We start from the raw sequence: 17,380 nt of genomic DNA, 5'->3' as shown, positions 1-17,380 counted from the left end.
ACGTATTACTTCAGTTGTCCCTTGGCCACATCGACAAGCTTGGCAAATGCAGGCAGGTCGTTTACAGCCAGGTCGGCGAGCATCTTCCGGTTGACAACGACGCCAGCCTTTTTCAGACCGTTCATCATGTTGCTGTAGGAAATGCCGTTCATGCGGGCAGCCGCATTGATCCGGGTGATCCAAAGCTTGCGGAAGTCGCCTTTTTTCTTTCTCCGGTGCGCATAAGCATATTGCAGCGCTTTCATGACGGACTGGTGGGCTGTGCGGAACAGCTTGGAATGGGCGTTCCGGTAGCCGCGAGCCAGTTTTAAGATTTTTTTATGTCGTTTACGAGACATGGGTCCCGTTTTTACACGAGCCATAACAAGACCTCCTGTGGCGCTTTTGGCGAAATTTCTAATTTAAGCAGGATCGACGATTCGTTTATAGGTAAGGCAGAAGAGCATTCAGTTTCGGCGTATCTTGCTTGGAGACTACATCAGTGCCGCGGAGTTGGCGTTTCCGTTTGGCTGATTTTTTCTCCAGGATGTGGCGGGTAAAAGCGTTTTTCGATTTAAATTTGCCGGAGGCCGTTTTCTTGAAACGTTTGGCTGCCCCACGGTGAGTTTTCATTTTAGGCATCTAGTTCAGCTCCTTTACGGGTTAAAGAGACAGCGTCTTATTCGCTAACTTCTCCTTTGGCCGGGGCTTCCGCTTTCTCAGCCGTTTTGGCATCGCGAGGCTTCTCAGCCTTAGGCTCCCGCTGGGTTTCGGCTTTTGGGGTCAGGATCATGATCATGTTGCGACCTTCTACTTTGGCGTCTCGCTCCACGTTGGAGATCGGTTTGCAAACCTCTGCTAGGCGGACGCACAGCTGCCGTCCCAACTCGGGATGAGTAATCTCCCGTCCACGAAACATGATGGTGACTTTGACCTTGTCTCCATCCTCTAGGAACCGGATGGCATTGCGGGCTTTCGTGTCGAAATCATTATCTTCAATGTTCGGGCGTAGTTTGACTTCTTTAATATTGACGATCTTTTGTTTCTTCCGAGCTTCCCGTTCCCGTTTGCTCTGCTCGAACTTATACTTGCCGTAATCCATAATCCGGCATACCGGCGGTTTGGCCATCGGAGCCACTTCCACCAGGCCGAGGTTACGCTCTTGCGCCATGCGCAGCGCGTCCCGCACGGCTAAAATCCCCAGTTGTTCACCATCGGTGCCCACTAAGCGAACTTCGCGGACGCGGATTTCCTCATTGATGCGCAGGTCCTTGCTGATAAATGTTCACCCCCTGAAAACTTTCGAAAAAAAGACAAACAAAAAAGCGGGTTTTTCCACCCGCGCTTTCCACAAAACCGCTCCAACAGGCGTACCGATGCTTTTATCGCATTCGGCGCCGCAGGGGCCTTGCCGGATTAACCCAGGGAACTCCTTCGCTCCTGGGTGAGAAGCGGATGGCTTCTGCTTGTTTGTCATTCCGCAGTAAAATATAGCACGGTTGGCACAGTCATGTCAAGGATTTTTCCAGTCAAGTTTGATCTCAGTTTTTATACTGTATTGCAACGAACTAATTTTTAACTTTTGGTATAATTTGTAATTACATCATGAATAAAGGAGGTAGAATTCTATAGAAGATAATATAGTATTTCTTTATACGATAAGTTCTCTATTGGCTTTCGGTTGGGCAGTCGGGTTCGTCTTTCATCTGTTTTTTCAAAAAAGACTCATACACCGTATAAAAAGCCTCGATGCGTTCATTTGTAGGATCACTTCAAGCGGCGATTTGTCACAGCGCATCATCATCGACGGTAATGATGAACTTGCTGACCTTATCGATGACGTAAACGAAATGCTAACCACGATAGAAGGCGACAAAGCTCAACTCCGGCAAAGTGAAGCAGAATATCGCTACCTTTTTGATGAAGCCTTGACGGCCAACTTCATTGCCGCACCTGACGGAAAGATAGTTCTATGTAATCGAACTTTTGCTGAAATGTTTGGCTATCCTTCTGTGAACGATGTTTTGTTAAGCCACCTCGCTCAGCTCTTTCCCGACAAGCAGACCTATCCATGGTTGCTGGAAACGATAGAGAAGGAAAAAAAGCTGGAGCATTTCGAGGTAGAAATGGTCACGCTCGACCAGCGCCGCATCAACGTGGTAAAAAACATAGTCGGCCTTTTTACGGCAGATGACCAGTTGCAACAGATCATTGGATACGTTCTCGATGTTACGGAACGCAAGCGAACCGAAGGGCGTTTGCGTTATCTAGGGATACACGATATTTTAACAGGTCTCTACAACCGCAGCTATTTTGAACAGGAAATCGAGAGCATCGACAAAGAGGGCTTTTCCCCGGTCAGCATCATCGTATGCGACGTAGACGGGTTGAAATTCGTCAACGACACCCTCGGCCACCATCAAGGGGACCACCTGCTCATGGAAGCAGGGAAAATCCTTCGCAAGTCTTTAGATACCTCCTCTATCCTCTCCCGGATTGGCGGTGATGAATTTGCAGCACTGCTGCCGAATACCGATGAGACGGCTGTGGAGGTAATCATCCATCGGATTCAGAAAAAGATAGCCGCTTATAACGAGCAAAACAGGGAACTTCCTTTAAGCCTGTCGATGGGCTACGCCGTACGATCCGTTCCCTCTGTAAGCATGAATGACGTTTTTAAAGAAGCCGACAACAATATGTATCGAGAAAAGCTTCATCATCGACAAAGTGTTCGTAGTGAGCTTGTGCAAACCTTGACGAAAGCCTTAGAAGCCAGAGACTATCTCACCCAAGGACACGCCCAACGACTTGAGCAGTTCGTCACCTCCCTCGCCAAAGCGGTGAATCTCCCTGTGCAGGGATTGGCCGATCTACAACTCCTGGCCGAATTTCACGACATCGGTAAAGTCGGTATCCCCGATTATATCTTAAACAAACCGGGACCCCTGACGGAGCAAGAAAAGACGGTCATGCAGCGCCATTGTGAAATCGGCTATCGCATCGCCTGTGCCTCACAGGATCTTCTCCCGATCGCCGACTGGATTCTAAAACACCACGAATGGTGGGATGGCAGCGGATATCCTCTTGGGTTGAAAGGCGAAGAAATCCCCTTGGAGTGCCGGATTTTAGCCATTGCTGACGCCTTTGATGCGATGACGAACGATCGCCCTTATCGAAAAGGAATGACTGTCGAAGCTGCCTGTGCAGAGCTTGCAAAGAATGCCGCTACCCAGTTCGACCCCCATTTGATTAAACACTTTTTGAAAATCATTCCGAATATCTCCGCCAATCCTCCCAGACCTCCCCTGTGACGACAGGGGAGGTTTTATTTTCTTCGATTCCCCATACAATCACACCATTTTTTTCCACAGAATAGACTTTAATTGTAGCCGGGTATTTGGCTGTAAGAACAGTGGGTAATGGAGTGGTAACTGTGAGCGAACAGACTAGGGTCGGACTTAGCACACGTCAGGTTTGGTTTGACGGCAGACCCGTTCCGTTGGAACAACATGATCTCTGGTCCTTGATCCACAATTCCAATATTACTAAGGTCGTTGTCAACCCAGCACAGCGGCATAATGGAAACTTTCCATTGAAAACGGAACTGATTACGGAAATCATGGAAACTTCAGACCTCGACGGCATTCCCACCGGGGAAATCGTCCTCTCTGAGAATGGTCCTCTCCTTGAAGCCGCCAAAGAAAAAGGCTATCGAACTTGCATTTCTTTCTTCATTAAAGGTACCCAAGATGACCTAGAAAAAGCCAGCTTAGAGGCCATGAAACATGATTTCGCTATCGTCGATTTTGATTTGCCCACCAACATTCCTTTGGAATTGATCATCGCACGTCTGCAAGACAGCAAGACGGTTCTCTTAAAAAGGGAATCCACCTACGCCGACATGGAAGTAGCTTTCGGTGTTCTGGAAAAAGGAAGCGATGGCGTTTTATTAGCGACGACAGATTTTCACGAAATCATTAAAGCCAGTGACTATGTATCTCTTCAAGACAAAACCACTCTAGACCTCTGCCCTCTCCTCGTCAAGGAAGTCCGTCATATCGGCATGGGCTTACGGGCTTGCATCGACACAACGGGGATTATGAAAACCGACGAAGGCATGATTGTGGGCTCCACGTCGAACGGGGGAATTTTCGTCTGCTCAGAGACGCATTTTCTGCCTTATATGAATCTGCGCCCCTTCCGAGTCAACGCCGGGGCAGTGCATTCCTATGTCTGGGCTCCCAACAACGCCACCGAATATTTGACGGACTTACGAGCCGGCAGCCAAGTTCTCTGCGTCAACACCAAGGGGGAGACTCGGAAACTGATCGTCGGACGGATCAAGACGGAAGTCCGGCCGCTGCTGCTGATTCGAGGAATTGCCGCAGAAACGCCGATTAACGTGATTGTTCAGGACGACTGGCATATTCGAGTTATGGATGTGAACGGTCAGCCTCGCAATGCGACCACGGTCCAACCAGGCGATCAACTGCTTGCCTATGTATGCGAACCGGGGCGCCACGTCGGTATCAAGGTAAATGAACAAATCCTTGAATACTAGGAGGCCATCGAAAAAATGACAGGTAAACAGATCCGTCTGGGACGTCTCATGAAAGATGCACAAGGTTTGATCGTCGTCCCTCTCGATCATGGGGTAACGGTCGGTCCGATCCATGGGTTGACCCATATCGCCGAAACGGTTCGTCAGGTAACAGAAGGCGGCGCGGACGCCGTCATCGTCCATAAAGGCCTGGTGAAAACCATCGCCCCGTTCTTGGCGAACAAGATCGAGTTGATCGTCCATTTATCTGCTTCCACCACCTTATCACCAGAACCGAACCGCAAGAGCCTCGTATCGTCAGTGGAACAAGCGCTGCGTCTCGGTGCGACAGGCGTTTCCGTACAAGTAAACTTGGGAACCCCCTCAGAAAACGAGATGCTGTCCCATCTGGGAATGGTGGCCGAACAATGCGATCTTTGGGGATTGCCCCTGCTCGCCATGATGTACGTGCGGGACGGTTCCGAAGATAGTGAATATAATACGGAGAAAGTTAAGCATGCCGCTCGTGTCGCCGAAGAATTGGGCGCTGACATCATCAAGGTGAACTATACGGGTTCGGTTGATTCGTTCAAGGAAGTTACCAGTTCTGTCCGAGTACCCATCGTCATCGCTGGCGGTCCCAAACAAAATTCGAAGGAAGACTTCTTGAAAATGGTCTCTGCTGCTGCTCAAGCCGGCGCCAAAGGGGTAGCTATCGGTAGAAATGTCTTTCAAGATCCAAATCCCCAGGAGCTCAGTCGCGCCCTTCGAGATGTTTTCAACCCGCTGTTATCTCAGCCCTCGTAAGAACCTTAACTATGCATAAGGGGGAGCAATCATGTCTCGCAAACACCGTCATACCAGCCTTCAGCCCAGATCTTCCTGGGCTTTTATTCCCAATCAGGTACCGAGAGGGCTGACGCCACCGTCGTCCATAGACGAAAAGCAGGAGCACAAAGATCCGTTGTCTGAAGCGATTGAACTCCATGATGCCGGAGTAAAAGGAGATAAATCTGCAGTGATACGCGCTCACCAGATTTTATCGGATTTGCATTCGTCATCATCGGATCCGTTGGTCCAGTCCTATTACGGAAGCGCAACTTGCCTTTTAGCCAGGGACAAAAAAGACCCGAATGAACAATTTTCTAAAGCTCTGCAGGGCCTGAAAGTCCTCGATGAAGTCGTCAAAAACCACCCCGATCATATTCAAAGCCGGATTCTCCGTAGTCAAGTCTGTCTCCGACTCCCCGAACAGTACTTTCACCGAAATCGGGTCGCTGTCGACGATTTAACCTATCTGGCATCCCGCTTTGAACAAGACCCTGCACTGTTTCAGCAAGAATTTTATTGGAAAATCCTCTACGATCTCGGAACTGCCCACAAAAACATGTCAAAAGTGAACGAAGCCAAAAGCATATGGGCCAAATTGCTCAGTGTCACATCCGATGGAAAGTATCGGCGCTTAGTTGAGAGGGAGTTGAAACAATGAGCCATGCATAATCAGCGTCGAGAAATTGCACCGCGAATCAATTCCTGGTCAGCCATACGCCGCGGCGTTAGTGCAATCTACTCGGGTACCGGATATGACTATGCAGTGGTAGACAAAGCTCGCATACAAAAAGGGAGAGAATTACACCACAAGGCTTTATCAGGAGATAAAGAGGCCCATCGAGCAGCTTTTGATTTCTTTGAACAGCTTTACCAAGAGTATCCCGAAGATGACGTGGTTGCCGCTTACTATGCCGATTGCTTGTCCCTATCTTCACTGTTTTCACAACAAACCTTTGCCATGTTTAAGAATGCGGTAACTGCATCCAAACTGCTCGATTCATCAGTGAACAATCAACCGGACAATCATGAAATCCGGATGTTACGAGCTTATCAAAGTTTTCGTCTCCCCGAGGGGTTCTTTTGGCGGACCATGACAGCCATTAGTGACTTTGAGTACCTGATTGAAGAATATGAATCCGGTCGTACCTCCCTGGCGGAAAAACAGTACCATCAACTTCTTTTTGACTTAGGGTGCGCCTATCAGCGCACCCAGATGACAACAGAAGCTGATCATACCTGGAATCGGCTGCTCTCTCTTATTCCTGATTCGTCTTACGAGAAGGAAATCGAAAAGAAACGGGGTCTCATACCGGTTGAGTGGGAAGAAAAGGTCAACTCACTAACTGCAAAGGAAGACCTGTTACAAGAAGGCATCCGGCTTCACGATCTCAGCGTCGTCGGCCATAGCGGAGCAGCTAAACTGGCCCACCAAGCCTTGTCGAAAGCCTACGAACTCGATCCAGACGACGCCCTCATCCACGCCTACTTAGGCAGCACTAACGCTTTGACCTGCCTTCACGGGAACGACGCGAATGCATTGTTTTTTAGCGCCATTTACGGCTTAAAAACGCTAACTGAAGCCTTGGCCAAAGATCCTGAAAATCCTCGAATTCACCTCTTACGCGCTTATATGAATTTTTCGCTCCCGGAAGTCTTCTTTCATACCACAGAAACGGCCATCAAGGAATTCCTCTATCTGCTCGACGCTTATGAGAAAAACCCCGCCATTCTCTCTCCCCAGGAATACTGGCAGATGATTGACGACCTGGGAGTAGCCTACAGCCGTCTCGACCGCGACCAGGAAGCTAGACAAACTTGGGCGAAGCTGGCCGATTGCCCTGATCGGGAGCTTGCTTCAAAAAGAATTTCGAGTAATATGGAGTGAATTCAATGGAACTGCCTGCCGAAAAGCGTTTTCTGACGGAAAGAACCCATCCGTTGCTGACAAAGTACTTTATGAATCATGACGCAGACACGATGCCGACGGAGCTAATGGCAACGTATCAAGAAGAAGCGTTGCAAGAAATCATCACTCACGCGGCGGAGAAATCCCCCTTCTATCGAGAAAAGTTTCAAAAAGCCGGGATCAATGCGAAGGATATTCAGAACATTTCAGACCTCTCCAAACTCCCCTTTACCACGAAAGATGAGTTGCGTGGAGACCCTTGGCGGTTCTTAACCTGCGATAAAAAGAATATCAGTATCATCCATGTATCCACTGGTACGACCGGCGGAGAACCGATCTATGTTATGCATACGTACCAAGACTTTTTTCTAAACGACCTTGCTCCCGGTTTCTGCAAGCTTGTGCCTGTTGAAGAGGGAGATATCGTATTAAACGCACTGCCTTATGAAATGAGCTCGGCTGGACTAGCTTTTCATAAATCTTTTATCCATTGTTGCTCCGCCACCGTCCTTACGGCGGGCAAAGGCGGGGCCTATTCCACACCGGAAAAAACGGTAAAAATGATGCGCGATTTAAAGCCGACCGTCGCTATAACCAGTCCCTCCTATGCTGTCACTCTGGCGGAGACAGCAGCAAAGGAAGGCTTTGACTTGACCACTCTCCCTTTAAAACTTATGTGGATCACCGGCGAAGGCTGCTCTCCGGCTTTCCGGCAACGGGTGGAAAAACTCTGGGGAACGACAGCAAACTTTTATTACGGTACGCTGGAAGGCGGCGTAATCGGCATCGAATGCAATAACCATGCGGGATATCATATTGCCAACAGCCATGTGATTGTAGAAATCGTCAATCCTACGACTGGTGAAGTTCTCGAACCGTTGGAAATCGGTGAGATCGTTGTCACCTGCTTAGCCCGTTTTGGTACCCCCTTGATCCGTTATCGAACCCAGGACCTTGGCTATATCGACCCAGAGCCTTGTGACTGCGGCACCGCGCTTCCACGCATCTTCTTACGGGGAAGGCTCGGCGACCAAGTTAGGGTGAACAATATCGACTTTTCCCCCTTTTATCTGGAAGAGTTTTTGATGCGGCAACCGGAAGTGGGGAACTGGTACCAGTTCGTCGCACAACCTGGAAACAATGACGTCTTGAAAATCCGTGTTGAGCTCGCTCCGGGCGTTGTACCGAGCCCTGCCTTAGCCGACAAACTATCTAGCAAAATGGAATTTGCGTTCGGAGTCCCCTGCGAGATAGTGATTGTTCCTGAGGTTCCCCGTCCCCGCGCTAAGACAGTGCGAGTCATCCGCAGCGAGGAGGAGACGGCATGATCATCGACGGCCATAGTCACCTTTCCGACAGCGATTACGGTAATATACAAGTGTATTTGACTCAGTTAGAGGAAACCGGGATTGACCAGGCGGTCTTGGTACCCGGCGGCATGGTGGATGTGCGCAAAATGACCGATTACATCACCGGTCGTGCTGAGCCTGAAAGTACCGTACCCAATAACGCTTACATCACTAAAGCTTGTCAAGAGAATGATCGATTCCATGGTTTTGCCTGCATCGACCCTCACTCTAGCGATAGTGCGGCCCATTTTGAGAGCTACCTAAAAGCTGGCTTTCGCGGTTTAAAATTTTCGCCGCTTACGCACCAGTTTACCTTTACAAGCCGTGCCGTCGCCGATCTCATCGCCTGTTGCAGCCAATACGGGGTTCCTGTCTATAGCCACGTCCTCTATAGCCCAGGCGCCTGTACAGCCAAATTTGTCAGTTTGGCAAAACAGTACCCCAAGGTCAATTTCATTCTCGGCCACATGGGCTTTGGTCCAGCCGATCAAGAAGGGCTGGAAGCTGCCGTGAGTCTCGATAACTTCTTTTTGGAGACATCTACGGGAAGTTTCCTTCATATACAGGAATCCGTTCGCCGAGCTGGTCCCTCAAAGATCATCTTTGGTTCTGAGTTCCCTCTCTCTCACCCGAAAGCAGAACTTGAAAAGATTCTCCTCTTGAAACTCTCTGATGATGAACGGGAGAAAATCCTCGGAAAGAATATAGCTGAATTGATCCAATTAGGGTAAGCGATCTCGCTTCCCTTTTTTAATATAACAAACTAATAGTAAGACTTTTTATATCTTTTTAAATTAATAATCTATAAGTGTCGAACTTTCTAAATTAGCATAACATGGAATTAGGGAGTCATTACTGACTCTCAATAATAACTGAAAGGAGTTTTTCGTAGAGTGGATCAGAAAAATGTACAGCAAGCTGTTACCAACATGAGAGTTCAATTAAGCCAAGTAAAGCATGCAGAAAACAAAGCAGAATTTATACAAAACGCCGTCCATGAAATGCTTCAAGGTATGGGCATAAACCCGCAAGAAACGGCAGCAGCAGTTCCCAAAGCGAACCAGAGCGGCAATAGTACCACCACGAACACTGCGCAAGTTAACGAGGTAACCCAAGCGATTCAAGAGAGAATCGCTACTGTAAGGAACAGCGGCAACAAAGGGCAAGCGATTCAAGAAGCTATCCTTGAAACGATCAACAACCTAAATATCCCCATTCCGCCCACGGTAAATTTGGCCGCAATGATCGGTGCCGCGACTCAGGCTATCGGCAGCTCCACCGGAAGCAGTCGCTCCAGAAAAAGACGGAGACATTAATCTTACTTGTCGAGAGGGGTTTTCCCCTCTCACTTTTTAGTGATTAGAATCGTCACGCCGCTTCTTTTCTTTGAATAGGCTTCAATTAGCCAGAAAAATTTTGGCCGATTGAAGCCTATTCTCTGAGAGTAAATCGAACTTTGGAGTGAGGCGAATGGGTCCTCTTATCGAAAATCAACTGGATCGATTAAACTGGGCATTACAAAGATCCCGAAATGCCCCTTTTTACCGGGAGCGGCTTCCGAATCATTGTTTACACTCCATGGAAGACTTTCGCTCCCTCCCCTTGACCTTTAAAGACGACTTAGTTCGTCACTCCCCTTTTGGCTTTGTCTCCGTGCCCCCTGGTGAGCTTCGACAGTACCATGAAACCTTTGGGACGACGAGCGCTACCGCTTCCACCTGGCTCAACGAACCAGACCTGCGAGATAACGCCGACCAAATAAATACCTGCGGTGTCCAGTTCCGACCGGATGATGTCGTACTTATTCGCTTCCCTTATGCGATTTCACTCATCGCCCATATGGTTCATCGCGCCGTTCAGGACCAGGGAGGAAGTGTCATCGCAGCGAGTTCCCGTTCGACGATCAGCCCATTTCCCAGGGTTATCGAACTGATGCAAAAGTTACATGTGACTGTTCTCGCCGGTTTACCAATGCAAATGCTTTTGATCGCCGAGACCGCCGAACTGCTCGGGATGAATCCGGCTACGGACTTTCCTGCACTGCGAGCTTTAGTTACCGGCGGCGAGCCTCTGTCTACAGGAAAACGGAAACTGCTTGAAAGGATCTGGGGCGTCCCTGTATTCGAATTATACGGCACGACGGAGACCGGTACGATGGCCACCGGCTGCTCCAATGGGAAACTTCACCTGCTTGAAGATTATTACCTATTCGAGGTACTGAAAGAAGATCTGCAAACGGAAGCCGCTCCCGGTGAAATCGGTTACCTTGTCATAACTACACTGACAGAGAAGGCCACACCGCTTGTCCGCTATGTTACCAATGATCGGGTGATCCGTACTTCCCACACATGCCCTTGTGGGAATGATGAAGTGCTTCAGGTCAGAGGTCGCAGGCAAGAGGTTATTTCCATCGACGGCAAAAACATAGATCTATGGGATCTAGATGCGATTGTCTCACATCTTCCTTGCCAACGGTTCTGGGTTGCGGGACCCGGTGAGAAGGGGCTACAACTTATCGTCGAAGCGGAATCTGCCGAGGATCAGGTTACCGCCGATACTCAGCAACGAATGGAGCAGCAACTCGGCTTGCCCTTGGATCTACAAATCGTTCCGAAAGGTACTCTTTATAACCGCGATGAACTGCTCAGTGTTGGGGTTGTGGGAAAACCTCGATATATCTATACGGCAGCAGAGATGGTAAACCAAAAGTACTTGTCTTCCGTAAAAGTATGACCGGTTAAAACAGGCTCTGTTGTGTCCTTTGGAAACGAATGGAATATGATGTTGTGAGGAGTTGAAAGACTCTTGCATCTTAAAGGAGGTCAAATTGAGTGGATCAACAACGAATTCAAGAGGCGATCTCTTCCATGACCGAAAAAATGGCTCAGGTGAAACATGCCGAAAACAAGGCGGAATTCATCCAGGGCGCAATCAGCGAGATGTTGGAATCGATGGGCCTCCCCGTACAAATTCCCTCCGCCTTTCCGTCCGTAGCTTCTGACTCCTTGGAAGGGGTTCAATCGTCAGAACAAGTTCAAACGTACAGTCCAGCTATCGGAGCCCCCCTGCCTCAAACGTCCCGTAAGAGAAGAAAGGAACGCCATGACCATCATCATGAAGTCGAATCCGCGTCTTCCTTAGGGAACAACACCTCTCCTTCCAGTGCAGGTAGTCAAATCGGGGAGGCCATTCAACAAGGTGTCATGGAGATGCTGAAGGGCTTTAATATCAAGCCCGCTACCAGCGGCAATCATCCTTCTGTTGGTACTACACCATCACCCATATCTCAAGTTCCTTATCAATTCACTGGAATTTCCCGACAGGGAAGTAGCAGAAAAAGAAAACGGAGGAGATAAGTTCTCCTCCGTTTGTCCTTGCGTTTACGGATAAAACCAGCCTGAGACGGTGATTTGACTTTGGGCCATAAAATCTCCTTCACTGGTTGAGGGGACTTGAAAAAATTGATGAGCTTCCAGACCCCTGCTTTGCCAAATAAAAATCCTATTTTTCCCGAAGATTAAGGCAGAGAGAAACAGCAGAACGTCAAAGGTAACTGTAACTTTTATATCTGTTTTGCTAGAGCTTCCGTACTCCGAAGCGAAGATTTCTGTGCTTTCCTTTATGTTCAGGACATGACCCGCTTTAATTTTCGCATCTCTCGGAAATCTATAAACCTTAATCGGATGAATAAAGCGAAATCTATTTGCCTCTTTACGTACAACTATCGGAGATATCAGTGATATAGAATCGCCACGAATATTTTCCTTTTTTTCCTCAGGAAGAACCGATGCCTTAACCTCGTTCTGCACAATTTTGTGCAAGTGGATGATGCAGTCAAACTGGATCGCGGCGGTCATACATTCGTAATCGACAGGACCCGTCGGTAATGGGCTGTATACTACCTGTGTCGAGGGAGTCTGTTTATATGTGGACCGATCAAGAGGAGAATTTTCCATAGTGCAATTCCTCCGCTCGTTTGCTCCTATCCAACCCATACTATGTTTTCTAAAAAACGATGTGCCTAGTGAAATATTCCACAGGACATCATCGGTCTATAACTCATCCAGTAACTCTTTGTTGTAAAGTACCATATGATGGAATTGTAAGTCTTAATTTTTTTATCAGGAGGTTGTTGCAATGGGACTTAGAGATGCCATGACCACAGCCACTGTTGACCCCAACCGGTGTCGGATCGTACCCGTTACATTGCAATGTGACACAAACCGTGCTATCCAATTAAGTGTTTCGGTCGATCCCGAATGTCCGGTCTGCGCCAGTCAGGGTCCCTTTAAGTTCCTCGTTCGAGTACGCCGTACTAATCCACCCGGCGGTACGGTAGTGGCCATGAAATTCGTTGATGCCATTACTCCTGGCGCCTTGAACGGTACCGTAATTCCCATCTGTGAGACGGTCTGCGCCTCGGCTACCTACGATGTCGATATTTTTGCTGCAGAATGCGTGACTATGCCTTGTTCACTATAGTCTAAATGATTTTATCAGACCTATGGTTAGGTCTGATTTTTTTATCCTTGTGACCACTTCGCCGATTCTTCATAAGCTGGGGGAAGAGATAAGGTTAAAGACAGGTGGAGCTTATGTGTCTTAGTCCCCTATCCATTAGTCTCTGTATGATCGTCAAGAATGAAGCAAAGCATTTGCACCGGTGTCTGGAGAGTGTATCTCCCTTTGTGGATGAAATCATTATCGTAGATACCGGGTCCATCGATGAGACACCGGATATTGCCCTTTCCTTCGGGGCAACCCTGATTAAAAGCCCTTGGAAGGATGATTTTTCGGCAGCCAGAAATGAATCCATTCGCCAGGCAACAAAGCAATGGATACTTTTTTTGGATGCCGACGAAGAGCTCCCCCTGGATACGGCTCAGCGTTTACGTAAACTCGTCGCTGAGCCTGATGTTGAAGGATGGAATTTTACAGTAATCAATGTCAATTCACTGGTAGATGGACATAACCACATCACCCACACGAATCTGCGCTTATTTCGCAACCGTCAAGAGTACCGCTTTGAAGGAAAAATCCACGAACAAATCATCCCGAGTATACGCAGAGCCCATTTAGGGTCAGTAATACATTCCCAACTTCCCATCCTTCATCATGGATATAATCCGCAGCTCGTCGATCAGCAGCACAAGGCACAACGCAATATTCGCTTACTTGAAAAAGAAATTAGGCTAGATCCCCATAATGCTTTTCATCACTACAACCTCGGTGTTAGTTATATGGCACTCGGCGTCCTCAACAAGGCGCTAGAACATTTTCATATTTCCCGTGAACGGCTAGACTTTTTTCGTGGATTTGAGCCGGCTTTGTATCGGGATTACGGCCGTTGTTTATACATGTATGGAGAATACGAGTTAGCTTTGGAGATCGTGAATGAGGGATTGACTTATTTTTCCGATTATCCAGACCTATTTTTTCTACGAGGATGTCTAAACCGAGATCTGAATCGACGAAAAGAAGCAATCGCTGACTTCTCAAAATGTCTCCTATTTCGCAAAGTACCTTTTGAATATCCGACAGAGGAAGGAATCACAGGGTCTCTCCCCCACTTCCAACTCGCTGAGTTATATGCGCAAATCAATCTCCATGAAGAAGCTATCGAACAGCTCCTTCAGACCCAGCCGAAAGAATCGTCCCTTCATACTCAACTACAGCTAGATAGCAATATCCGAAAAATCCTGGCTACACCAAGTACGGCCGAAGGATTACGAAAACACTTCTTCACTCATACCCACATCGTTATCCAGTTGTTATATGCGGGGAAACATTTCCAACCCTGTTTAGATTGTCTGAACCAACTCAAAGAGATTGACCCAATCCTTCTGTTATGGAAGATCAAATGCCTTATTCCTTTGAAACGTTTTGAAGAAGCCGAAGCGATCCTGAAGGTTTTTCCTCACGATTCCTCAACCCGAGAGCGGCTTCTCTATCATTGCCTAATTTTATGGCTTCAAGATCCTCCGAAAGAAGCGTCTCCGCTGATCCGTACTTTTTTCGATTTCGATTCCCCCTTGAGCCAAGCCTTACAGCTTGCGGACAAGATCATCCTGAACCGTAGCAGTGAAAGCGATTTATCTGTACGAAACGATGAAATCGCTCTAGAGATATTATCGATCGCCCTAGAAATGGAGAGCTTGGGATATCTAGAGAAGGCTCTCCACTTACGACGGCTCTATACGGAAAGCCACGACATCGGTGAGGCATTCTTTCTGCTCGGGAAACTGTCCTTTCTTCAAGGGAATGAGGAGAAAGCATATCCCCTATTGGTAGAGGCCGTCGCGAGTGGTTTTTCTGATGACGACGAAGTACACTTTCTTCTGGGTAGGACTTCGGAAAGGCTTACCACCCCACAAAAGGCACTTCACCATTATTTGACCGCACTCAAACATAACCCCGCCAATGAAAGTTATGCCGCCTCTGCATTAGAACAAATGGCAAAAAGCTGCTTTGTACTAGCTAGTGACGTCCAGCAAAAAATACCCGATGACGCTCCCCAACTTAGGCCACTTCTCCTCTGGCTCCGCTCGATAGAAAAAAAAGCAGCCTACTATAGGGAGGCTTTGCTCACATGAACAGTAGCTCTATCAGCCTTTGCCTAATTGCGAGGAACGAAGCGGAACACATCGGGCGCTGCCTATCCAGTGCCCGAGATTATGTGGAAGAAATGATCGTCGTCGATACCGGTTCCACCGATGCAACCATAGAAATTGCCCAAGCGATGGGAGCGAAGGTCTTTCTAGAACCCTGGCAGGACGACTTTAGTTTCGCCCGAAACAAGTCCCTGGAGAAAGCACGGGGAAATTGGATCCTTGTCTTGGACTGTGATGAAGAGCTAGAGGAAGCCTCCGCCACTGAACTTATAAACATCACCACAGCTTCTGCTTACGAAGCTTATCATCTGCAGATCGTAAATCGGATTGGAAGTACCCTCGAGATCTGTTCTCCGACGGTGCGCCTGTTCCGCAATAAAGAACAGTACCGGTTTACGGGTCGAATTCACGAGCAGATTCTTCCCTCGCTCTATAAAGCCGGAGGCACGAATTGCGTCGGTACGAGTTCCCTTAAAATTATTCATTATGGATACGATCCATCGAAAACCCACATTCACGCAAAAATACAACGAAACCTGCAAATCTTAGAAAATTACCCAGCAAAAGATAGAGACGGCTTCTTCTGGTATAACAAGGGAAGTGAGTACTTACGGCTAGGCCAAATCGAAGAGGCTCTCTCTAGCTTTGAACAGAGCCTACAGTTAACATCGTCACTTCAACAGGGTTATGTACCTTTTCTGATTAAAAAGCTCACGGCAGCGCGAATGGCACTCGGCCGCTATGCCGATGCGCTCAGTCATCTCACCGATTATCTAAAGGTATTCAAAGGATATCGAGACTTACGATACCTGGAAGGAATGTGTCATTACCACTGCGGACGGTATAGTCAAGCTTATGAAATATTCGAAAGCTATCTTGCTTCCTCCGATTCTTTGCAATACCCCTCAGAGACCCCTTTTCACGGGACCTCCCCCGCCGTTTTTCTCGATAACGTAAAAAAGCAACGAGCTTTTAACTCAAACCTTGACATTACCATTTGTATTATCGGTCATGACGCAGTCAATGAAATCGGCCGATGTCTTCAGAGTATCCACGAACTCGGTGAACAGGTCATCTATGTCGATATGGGCTCCCTCGATGAAACGCCAGAACGGGCCAAACAATTTGGAGCAACTGTATTGCAGGTTTCCCGAACGACTCCTATCGTCGACGCCCGAAAGAAGGCCCTCGTGCAGGCAAAAGGAAAATGGATTCTTATGGTCAACACGAACGAGACGCTTTGTGCCGAGGACCGGAAAAAAATTAGCCAGCTTGTTGCGACTAGCGATGCCGATGGCTATATCTTTAAAATCGAATCTATGCTTCCCGGAAACCCATCGATACCCCGTCGAACCCGTAAAGGCATGTGTCGACTGTTTCGAAATTCGGAGACAGTGGCAGACAAGCTGATTTCGGCTGATGTCACTCTCTATCAATGCAATGATAGAGAGTATGATTCGGCAGTTCGAGTTTTTGAGCGGTGTATTCAGGAAAAGGCCGAACCGAAGGACGCTGAACTCTACTTTTACTACGTTTATGCTCTTTTGCAAAAGGCAACCTATCTATTAGCCATTCAAATCGCCCGGCAAGGGATCCTGCTTTTCCCGGATTACACCGATCTTTATTATTTTGAGGCTTATGCACAGCTTTCTCTCGGGAACTACCAGGAGGCAGAAGTGTCTATACGGCGGTGCCTACAATTGGGCGACGCCCCTTGGAGTCGATATGTTGTCCTCGCCGGAACAGGCAGATATGCTGCAGAATTATTACTGGGCGTTCTTTATGCGGAAAAAGGCGATGACTCGAAAGCGATAGACATTTTCATAAAGACCCTCGATCAACCGGATATAAGTTCACAGTCTGTTGAGCAGATTGTGCGAATCGCCGAAAGACAGTCTATTCCGCTGAAACAGTATCTTGAGGAATATCACTTAACGAGTACCTACAGGTTGCTTATCTGTGCTAAGACCTTAGCAACCTTAGGTTTATTCGAAAAAAGCCTTACCGTACTTTCCACGGCTCTGGGTAATTGGTCTCAGGACCGCGATGAACTACCCCTTCACCTTCTCCAGTCCGTCATGGAAGAGTTGCTGCGGCAGTTTCACCAACAGGTTTGCGAAGCTTTATCCGAAAGTTCTCCTTTACGCTTTTTCGAGATGTGAAA

General features: G+C 48.0%; 17 protein-coding genes. 13 read left to right on the top strand and 4 right to left on the bottom strand.

Translation table 11 applies throughout. The annotated features are described in order from the left end of the window. Positions 1-5 precede the first annotated feature (5 nt). The 3 genes from rplT to infC form a co-directional block, all read right to left on the bottom strand. A complete protein-coding gene (rplT, locus tag GJ688_RS15660) occupies positions 6-362 on the bottom strand; it encodes a 50S ribosomal protein L20 (protein ID WP_155477490.1) in 357 nt (118 codons plus the stop codon). A 61-nt stretch (positions 363-423) separates the two neighbouring features. Beyond that, entirely contained in the window at positions 424-621 is a 198-nt protein-coding gene (gene rpmI, locus GJ688_RS15655) for a 50S ribosomal protein L35 (RefSeq protein ID WP_155477489.1), read from the bottom strand. A gap of 37 nt (positions 622-658) precedes the next feature. Then, on the bottom strand, positions 659-1,258 hold the full coding sequence (infC, locus tag GJ688_RS15650; RefSeq protein ID WP_328597384.1) for a translation initiation factor IF-3: 600 nt from the start codon (positions 1,256-1,258) through the stop codon (positions 659-661). Positions 1,259-1,763: 505 nt separating this feature from the next. Between infC and GJ688_RS15645 the strand changes: the two genes are divergently transcribed. The 10 genes from GJ688_RS15645 to GJ688_RS15600 all read left to right on the top strand — a co-directional run bounded on the left by GJ688_RS15645 (position 1,764) and on the right by GJ688_RS15600 (position 11,961). Then, positions 1,764-3,290 (top strand): bifunctional diguanylate cyclase/phosphohydrolase, encoded by a 1,527-nt coding sequence (locus tag GJ688_RS15645; RefSeq protein ID WP_155477487.1) that lies wholly within the window; start codon positions 1,764-1,766, stop codon positions 3,288-3,290. 122 nt (positions 3,291-3,412) lie between these two features. Then, positions 3,413-4,540 (top strand): 3-dehydroquinate synthase II, encoded by a 1,128-nt coding sequence (locus GJ688_RS15640; protein ID WP_170292064.1) that lies wholly within the window; start codon positions 3,413-3,415, stop codon positions 4,538-4,540. A gap of 15 nt (positions 4,541-4,555) precedes the next feature. Continuing rightward, on the top strand, positions 4,556-5,326 hold the full coding sequence (locus GJ688_RS15635) for a 2-amino-3,7-dideoxy-D-threo-hept-6-ulosonate synthase (RefSeq protein WP_155477485.1): 771 nt from the start codon (positions 4,556-4,558) through the stop codon (positions 5,324-5,326). A 31-nt stretch (positions 5,327-5,357) separates the two neighbouring features. Further along, positions 5,358-6,008 (top strand): hypothetical protein, encoded by a 651-nt coding sequence (locus GJ688_RS15630; protein WP_155477484.1) that lies wholly within the window; start codon positions 5,358-5,360, stop codon positions 6,006-6,008. A gap of 3 nt (positions 6,009-6,011) precedes the next feature. Next, positions 6,012-7,235: a hypothetical protein gene (locus GJ688_RS15625; protein ID WP_155477483.1), complete on the top strand. Its 1,224-nt coding sequence runs from the start codon at positions 6,012-6,014 to the stop codon at positions 7,233-7,235. Between the two features lie 5 nt (positions 7,236-7,240). After that, complete coding sequence (locus tag GJ688_RS15620; protein WP_155477507.1) at positions 7,241-8,584, top strand: phenylacetate--CoA ligase family protein; 1,344 nt, start codon at positions 7,241-7,243, stop codon at positions 8,582-8,584. Beyond that, positions 8,581-9,336 (top strand): amidohydrolase family protein, encoded by a 756-nt coding sequence (locus tag GJ688_RS15615; protein ID WP_155477482.1) that lies wholly within the window; start codon positions 8,581-8,583, stop codon positions 9,334-9,336. Before GJ688_RS15620 ends, GJ688_RS15615 begins: the two co-directional genes overlap by 4 nt. Before the next feature lie 162 nt (positions 9,337-9,498). Further along, on the top strand, positions 9,499-9,921 hold the full coding sequence (locus GJ688_RS15610; protein ID WP_155477481.1) for a hypothetical protein: 423 nt from the start codon (positions 9,499-9,501) through the stop codon (positions 9,919-9,921). Between the two features lie 154 nt (positions 9,922-10,075). Next, the gene (locus GJ688_RS15605) at positions 10,076-11,338 is read left to right on the top strand and encodes a phenylacetate--CoA ligase family protein (RefSeq protein WP_155477480.1); all 1,263 of its coding nucleotides are present in this window, start codon (positions 10,076-10,078) and stop codon (positions 11,336-11,338) included. Positions 11,339-11,436: 98 nt separating this feature from the next. Next, a complete protein-coding gene (locus tag GJ688_RS15600; RefSeq protein ID WP_155477479.1) occupies positions 11,437-11,961 on the top strand; it encodes a hypothetical protein in 525 nt (174 codons plus the stop codon). Between the two features lie 24 nt (positions 11,962-11,985). Here the strand turns inward: GJ688_RS15600 and GJ688_RS15595 are convergent, their stop codons facing one another. Further along, positions 11,986-12,561, bottom strand: a complete 576-nt coding sequence (locus GJ688_RS15595) for a hypothetical protein (RefSeq protein ID WP_170292063.1) — start codon at positions 12,559-12,561, stop codon at positions 11,986-11,988. Positions 12,562-12,742: 181 nt separating this feature from the next. Here GJ688_RS15595 and GJ688_RS15590 point away from each other — a divergent pair, with 181 nt between their 5' ends. The 3 genes from GJ688_RS15590 (at position 12,743) to GJ688_RS15580 (ending at position 17,378) form a co-directional block, all read left to right on the top strand. Continuing rightward, positions 12,743-13,087: a hypothetical protein gene (locus tag GJ688_RS15590; RefSeq protein WP_155477477.1), complete on the top strand. Its 345-nt coding sequence runs from the start codon at positions 12,743-12,745 to the stop codon at positions 13,085-13,087. Between the two features lie 113 nt (positions 13,088-13,200). Then, positions 13,201-15,198 carry a glycosyltransferase gene (locus GJ688_RS15585; RefSeq protein ID WP_155477476.1) on the top strand — a complete coding sequence of 666 codons (1,998 nt, stop codon included), beginning with the start codon at positions 13,201-13,203 and terminating at the stop codon, positions 15,196-15,198. Continuing rightward, on the top strand, positions 15,195-17,378 hold the full coding sequence (locus GJ688_RS15580; RefSeq protein ID WP_155477475.1) for a glycosyltransferase: 2,184 nt from the start codon (positions 15,195-15,197) through the stop codon (positions 17,376-17,378). The genes GJ688_RS15585 and GJ688_RS15580 overlap by 4 nt, the downstream gene beginning before the upstream one ends. Positions 17,379-17,380 lie beyond the last annotated feature (2 nt).

The sequence above is a fragment of the Heliobacterium mobile genome (assembly GCF_009720735.1).
In the GTDB taxonomy this organism is placed as follows: domain Bacteria; phylum Bacillota; class Desulfitobacteriia; order Heliobacteriales; family Heliobacteriaceae; genus Heliobacterium; species Heliobacterium mobile.
Note: the sequence above shows the minus strand (reverse complement) of the source record. Positions and strands in the feature narration are given on the sequence as shown.